8 protein-coding genes are annotated in these 5,911 nt (G+C 73.8%); 4 read left to right on the forward strand and 4 right to left on the reverse strand.

The genetic code is table 11. The features are described 5' to 3' along the window. A partial coding sequence (locus tag H5J29_RS18350; RefSeq protein WP_181782183.1) for an enoyl-CoA hydratase-related protein occupies nt 1–452 on the forward strand: 452 nt, incomplete at its 5' end. A gap of 49 nt (nt 453–501) precedes the next feature. Here the strand turns inward: H5J29_RS18350 and H5J29_RS18355 are convergent. Next, a complete protein-coding gene (locus tag H5J29_RS18355) occupies nt 502–1,011 on the reverse strand; it encodes a DUF6912 family protein (RefSeq protein ID WP_181782184.1) in 510 nt (169 codons plus the stop codon). Between the two features lie 27 nt (nt 1,012–1,038). Continuing rightward, nucleotides 1,039–2,457 carry a WS/DGAT/MGAT family O-acyltransferase gene (locus tag H5J29_RS18360; RefSeq protein WP_181782185.1) on the reverse strand — a complete coding sequence of 473 codons (1,419 nt, stop codon included), beginning with the start codon at nt 2,455–2,457 and terminating at the stop codon, nt 1,039–1,041. On the opposite strand from H5J29_RS18360, the gene H5J29_RS18365 reads away from it, so the two are divergent. The 3 genes from H5J29_RS18365 (at nt 2,456) to H5J29_RS18375 (ending at nt 4,838) form a co-directional block, all read left to right on the forward strand. Continuing rightward, on the forward strand, nt 2,456–3,241 hold the full coding sequence (locus H5J29_RS18365) for a TrmH family RNA methyltransferase (RefSeq protein ID WP_181782186.1): 786 nt from the start codon (nt 2,456–2,458) through the stop codon (nt 3,239–3,241). The two genes, H5J29_RS18360 and H5J29_RS18365, sit on opposite strands and share 2 nt — an antisense overlap. Before the next feature lie 114 nt (nt 3,242–3,355). After that, nucleotides 3,356–4,567 (forward strand): alpha-hydroxy acid oxidase, encoded by a 1,212-nt coding sequence (locus H5J29_RS18370; RefSeq protein ID WP_181782187.1) that lies wholly within the window; start codon nt 3,356–3,358, stop codon nt 4,565–4,567. Nucleotides 4,568–4,610: 43 nt separating this feature from the next. Beyond that, nucleotides 4,611–4,838, forward strand: a complete 228-nt coding sequence (locus tag H5J29_RS18375; RefSeq protein ID WP_181782188.1) for an antitoxin — start codon at nt 4,611–4,613, stop codon at nt 4,836–4,838. Between the two features lie 51 nt (nt 4,839–4,889). Here the strand turns inward: H5J29_RS18375 and H5J29_RS18380 are convergent, their stop codons facing one another. Both H5J29_RS18380 and H5J29_RS18385 read right to left on the reverse strand, forming a co-directional pair. Next, nucleotides 4,890–5,255 (reverse strand): HAD-IA family hydrolase, encoded by a 366-nt coding sequence (locus H5J29_RS18380; protein ID WP_312858295.1) that lies wholly within the window; start codon nt 5,253–5,255, stop codon nt 4,890–4,892. Between the two features lie 20 nt (nt 5,256–5,275). Beyond that, the gene (locus H5J29_RS18385; RefSeq protein WP_181782189.1) at nt 5,276–5,719 is read right to left on the reverse strand and encodes a MarR family transcriptional regulator; all 444 of its coding nucleotides are present in this window, start codon (nt 5,717–5,719) and stop codon (nt 5,276–5,278) included. Nucleotides 5,720–5,911: the final 192 nt, after the last annotated feature.

Here is a 5,911-nt window from a genome sequence, read left to right on the forward strand (position 1 = left end):
CGCTGGGCGGCGGGCTGCAGATCGCCCTCGGCGCGGACATCCGGATCGTCTCGCCGGACGCCGTGCTGTCCGTCTTCGAGATCCGCTGGGGCCTGATCCCGGACATGACCGGCACCCAGGTGCTGCCCGAGCTGGTGGGCCGGGAGCGGGCGAAGGAGCTCACGTTCACCGGGCGCAAGGTCGGCGGCGAGGAGGCCGTGGCGATCGGGCTGGCCAGCAGGCTGGACCCGGAGCCCCGCAAGGTCGCGCTGGAGCTCGCCCGGGAGATCGCCGGGTTCAACCCGCACGCCGTCCGGGCGGCCAAGCGGCTGCTGGACAGCTCGGGGCGGGTCCCGGTCGCCGAGCAGCTGGCCGCGGAACAGACCGAGATCGGCGCGTTGATCGGCAGCGACAACCAGCGCGAGGCGGTGTCGGCGAGCTTCGCCAACCGCGCCCCCCGGTTTCAGGACTGAGCGAACGGCACTCTCGCTCAGACCTACTGAGCGAGAGTGCCGTTCGTTCCTAGAGGTCGCCGAGGTCCACCAGGAACGAGACCTCTTCCGGGCTGTACCAGGCCAGCTCGTGGTCCTCGGCCTCGCCCACGAGGAACTCCGCGTCCATGTCGCCGAGGTCCGCCTTGTCGATCACCCCAGCGGCCTCGCGGACGGCGTGCGCGGCCTCCTCGTCGTCCACGTGCACGGCGGCGATCGCGGACATCGGGACCGGACCGGTGATCCGGACGGCGCCGTCGTCGAGATCGGGGCGCAGCGTGACGTCGTCGAGGTCCGCGGCGATGACCACCCGCCGGGCCGCGACGTCCTCGCCGAGGCCGAGCTCCACCGCCAGCAGCCGCAGCGAGGCCCGGGCGGCCTCGGTCATCGCGGCGTACTCCAGCTCCTCCTCGTCCCCGGCGACGTACGACTCGCGCAGCCGGGGGGTCAGCGCGAAGGCCGTCCCGCCGATGGGCTCGAACTTCCCGGACTTGACCAGCTTGCGCAGCATCGGCCAGGTCCCCGGGAGGTAGATCCTCACCGCATCCTCCTCGTGTGTGGGCCGAAGTCAGTGCTTGCGGGCCTGCGGGCTCGCGGCCACCAGCTCGTCCAGCGCCTCGTCCACCATGCCCGCGAGCACCTCGACGTCCGGCATCGCGTCCCGGTCGCCGTTGAACCCGTAGTACACCCCGCCGTCGTAGCTCGTCAGGCCGATGGCGAGCGCCTGTCCCTTGGCGAGCGGCACGACGGGGAACATCTCCAGCATGCGCGCTCCGGCAGCGTAGAGGGGGAACTGTGGGCCGGGGACGTTCGTCACCACGAGGTTGAAGATCCGCTTCGAGATCCCGCTGGCCGCCCGCGCCCCGAGCGCGTGCAGCGTGGGCGGGGCGAACCCGCCGATCCGGACGAGGGTGTCCGCGCCGACGTTCTGGCCGGTCGAGGTGTGCTCGCGCATCGCGTGGGTGACGTGGTGCAGCCGGACCAGCGGGCTGGGCTCGCCGACCGGCAGGTCCACCAGGAAGGACGAGACCCGGTTGCCGAGCCCGCCCGCCGAGCTGGGGACGTCCGCGTCGCCGCGCACCGACAGGGGGACCATCGCCCGGACCGACGAGCCCGAGGTGACCGGCTCGCCGCGGGACAGCAGCCAGCTCCGCAGCGCGCCCGCGACCACCGAGAGCACCACGTCGTTGACCGCGCAGCCGTGCGCCGCGCGGACGGTGCGGTAGGCCTCCAGGTCCGAGCGCGCGATCGCGTAGCGGCGCTGGGTGGAGATGTCGACGTTGAGCGGGGTGCCGGGCGCAGGCCGGGTGGCCGCGCGGGCCATGGTGAACAGCTTCGTGGCCATCCCGGCGACCTTGGTGGCCGTGGCCACGGCGTCCCCGGTGGCGGCGCGGACGTTGTCGACGATCACCCCGGGCCGGGACACGGCCTCCCCGATCGCCTCGGCGACCAGCCGCGCGTCGCTGGGCTCCGGACGCGGCATCCAGACCTCCTCGACGCCCGGGCGCGCCTGGGCCGAGACGTCCAGGATCACCTGGGACAGGTCGATCGCGGAGATCCCGTCGACCATGGCCTGGTGGGTCTTGGTGACGACCGCGACCCGCTCGTCCTCCAGACCCTCGACCAGGTACATCTCCCACAGCGGGCGGGTGTGGTCGAGCGGGCGGGACATCAGCCGGGCGACGAGGTCGCAGAGCTGGGCGTCCGTGCCCGGGCGGGGCAGCGCGGAGCGGCGGACGTGGTAGGCCACGTCGAAGTCCGGGTCGTCGATCCACACGGGCCGGGCGAGGTTGCCCGGGACGTAGCGGACCTTCTGCCGGTAGCGCGGGACCAGCGAGATCCGCTGCTCGACGAGCTGGACGAGACTCTCGTAGTCGAGCCCGCCCGGCCCGCGCTTGAAGACGGCCACCCCACCGACGTGCATCGGGGTGGTCGCCTGCTCCAGGTAGAGGAAGGACGCGTCGAGCGCGGAGAGCCGGGGCGGCATGGACGCGATCCTACGTGCGACGCTTCTCGGCGTGACTGTCTCGCCCAAGGACGCGTTCATCACCGTGTACGGCCGCAAGCCGGTGCTGGAGGCGCTCGCCGACGACGCGCTGGCCGTGGACAAGGTCATCCTGGCCGAGGGCACCCGCGGCGAGTCCGCGCGCGAGATCGAACGGGCCGCCCAGCGCCGGGGCGTCCCGGTGCAGCGGGCCAGCGCGCACCGGGTGAAGGTCCTGGCGGGCAACGGCAGGCATGACCAGGGGGTGCTCGCGGACGTCGTGGCGCCGCGGATGGCGCCGGTGTCGGTGTTCCTCTCCGACCTCGGCGCCCGGCGCCCCGCCGCGGTCCTCGTGCTGGACCGGGTCACGAACCCGTCGAACGTGGGGATGATCCTGCGGACCGCCACCGGCGCGGGGCTCGACGGCGTGCTGCTCCCCCGCCGCGGGGTTCCCGCGATCGACCCGCTGGTGATCAAGGCGTCGGCCGGGGTGGCGTTCTCGGCGCCGGTGCTGCGGTCCGGCACGGCGGAGGAGGGCCTGGTCGCGCTGAAGGAGGCGGGCTTCGGGGTCTTCGGGCTCGACGCGGGCGGGTCGTCCCTGCTCGCCGCCGACCTCCCGCCGCGGGTCGCCCTGGTGCTGGGCAACGAGACGGACGGGCTGTCCGCAGGGGTCCGCGCGCTGCTCGACGACGTCCTCGCGATCCCGCTCTTCGCAGGCGTCGAGAGCCTGAACGTGGCGAGCGCCGCGGCGGTGGCGGCGTACGAGCTGCACCGGCGCCGTTCATGATCGCCCGTTTCGTGCTCTCAGCGCGGCAAGATCGCCGACTGCGTGCGCTCAGTGCTGCCAGTACCGCGCTGACAGCACGTTTCGTGCGCCCGGTCCGAGGGTTAGCCTCGCCGCATGGTCCAGCGTCGGTTGCCCCGTCCCAGTGAGCTGCTCCCGCTGCTCAAGCCGGCCCCGTTCGTCCGCGACGCCACCGAGCGCAGGCTGCGCCGGGCCGCGTCGATCGAGGACCTCCGGCAGATCGCCCGGCGCCGCACCCCGCGCGCCGTCTTCGACTACACCGACGGTGCCGCGGACGGCGAGCTGTCGCTGAACCGCGCCCGGGCGGCCTGGAACCGGGTCGAGTTCACCCCGAGCGTGCTGCGGGACGTCAGCACCGTCGACCTCGGCCGGGACATGCTCGGCCTGCGCTCGGCGTTGCCGTTCGCGTTCGCGCCCACCGGGTTCACCCGCATGATGGGCACCGCGGGCGAGCCCGCCGTCGCCTCCGTCGCGGCGCGGGCCGGCATCCCGTACACGCTCTCGACGATGGGCACCACGACCATCGAGGACGTCCCCTCGGCCGCGCGCCGCTGGTTTCAGCTCTACCTCTGGCGCGACCGCGCCTTCGCGAAGGACCTCGTCGAACGCGCCGCCGCAGCGGGCTACGACACCCTCATGCTGACCGTCGACACCCCGGTGGGCGGCAACCGCCGCCGCGACGTCCACAACGGACTCACCATCCCACCCGCACTGACCCTGCGCACGTTCGTCGACGGCGCGCTGCACCCGCACTGGTGGTTCGACCTGCTCACCACCTCGCCGTTGACCTTCGCCTCCCTCGAGTCGACCGAGGGCACGGTGGCCGACCTGATCAACCGGGTCTTCGATCCCGCCCTCACGATGGACGACGTCGAGTGGTTGCGCGGCGCCTGGCCGGGCAAGCTGATGATCAAGGGCGTGCAGAACGTCGACGACGCCCGCCGGGTCGTCGACGCCGGCGTCGACGCGGTGCTGCTCTCCAACCACGGCGGCCGCCAGCTGGACCGCGCCCCGGTGCCGATCGAGCTGGTCGAGCCGACCGTCGACGCCGTCGGCGACCGGGCGGAGGTCTACGTCGACACCGGCATCCTGCACGGCGCGGACGTCGTCGCGGCCCTCGCGCTCGGCGCCCGTGGCGCGCTGGTCGGCCGGGCGTACCTGTACGGGTTGATGGCGGGCGGCCAGGCCGGCGTGGCCAAGGCGGTGGAGATCCTCACCGGCGAGATCACCCGGACCCTGCAGCTCATCGGTGTCACGGCGGTCGACGATCTCCGCCGCGAGCACGCACGCCTTCGCCCGATCGGGTGAGTCCAACGTGCGCGCGGCGGCCGGGGGGTCCACCCTCTCGTCCATGGGATTCCTCGACAAGGCGAAAGACCTGATCGGCCAGCACGACGACAAGGTCGACCAGGGGCTCGACAAGGCCGGAGAGGCGGCCAAGCAGAAGTTCGCGGGGCACGACGAGCACATCGACAAGGGCGTCGACTTCGCGCAGCAGCGGACGGGCGAGGGTGACACCACCGCTCCGCCGCCGCCCGCGCCGGAGGGCGAGCAGCCGCCGCCCCCGCCGCAGCCCTGACCCCCACGTCCACGACGGCGCCGCCCCACTCGGGGCGGCGCCGTCCGCGTGTCACCAGTCGAAGAGGATGCCCAGCTCCCGCAGCGTGGACTCGGGATCGGTGTGCCGGACGCCGACCGCACCCGCCGCGCCCGCACCGCGGACGTTGACCGGCACGTCGTCCACCACCACGCAGTCCCCCGGCTCCAGGCCGAGCAGCGCCGCCGTGCGCCGGAACGCCTCGGGATCCGGCTTGCGGGCCCCGGTCGCCGCACCGAGGACGACGGCGTCGAACCGGTCGCGGAACTCCGCGGGCACGGCGTGGGCGTCGGACAGCAGGGCCACGCGCAGGCCCGCCGAGCGCGCTCGCTGCGGCAGGTCGGCCATCTCGGGGCCGTCCGTCAGCACGCCGCCGTAGTCCAGGATCAGCCCGCGCACCCCGGCCACGCTACCCGGGCTCAGGAACGGACCGACTCGAGCAGCGCGGCGAGGTAGCGCCGGACGGCCTCGTCGTCCACCCCCGCGCGGGGCAGCGCCCCCCGCACCGCACGATCCACGGCCGCCTGCGCGACGCGGCACCGTGCGACTCCCGCCGCCGTCGCCCGGACCCGCACGACCCGCCGATCCACCGGATCGCGGTGGCGACGAAGGTCACCCGCCCGCTCCAGCTCGTCGAGCACCGGGGTGAGGGTGGCGGGGGCGATCCCGAGCCGCCCCGCGAGGTCGCGTTGGGAGGGCGCCTGTGTTGCCGCACGGACGGCACTCTCGTGCGGGTCGACGGTCAGGGCGGTGAGGACGTCCAGGGCCGTGGCGGAGAGGCCGTGTTCGGCCGCCGCCCGGCGCCGGAACCGGAGCAGTGCGGCGCCTGCGCTCGTGACCAGCCGATCGAGGGGTTCGGGCACTGCGGGAGCGTAGAACCGTCGGGCGGCTGATGGTGTGGGAACGAACGAACTCGACCCGCTCCGCCGCTGCGCGCCCTCCCCGACCCTCGACCCATGACCACCACCGCCGCACCTCTCTTCGCGCTGGTCAGCTACGAGCCGGAGGCCGACCCGGAGCCGACGGGTGCGGACACCGGGCCGACGGACCGGCAC

It is taken from the genome of Pseudonocardia pini, assembly GCF_013870575.1.
GTDB classification, from domain to species: domain Bacteria; phylum Actinomycetota; class Actinomycetes; order Mycobacteriales; family Pseudonocardiaceae; genus Pseudonocardia; species Pseudonocardia pini.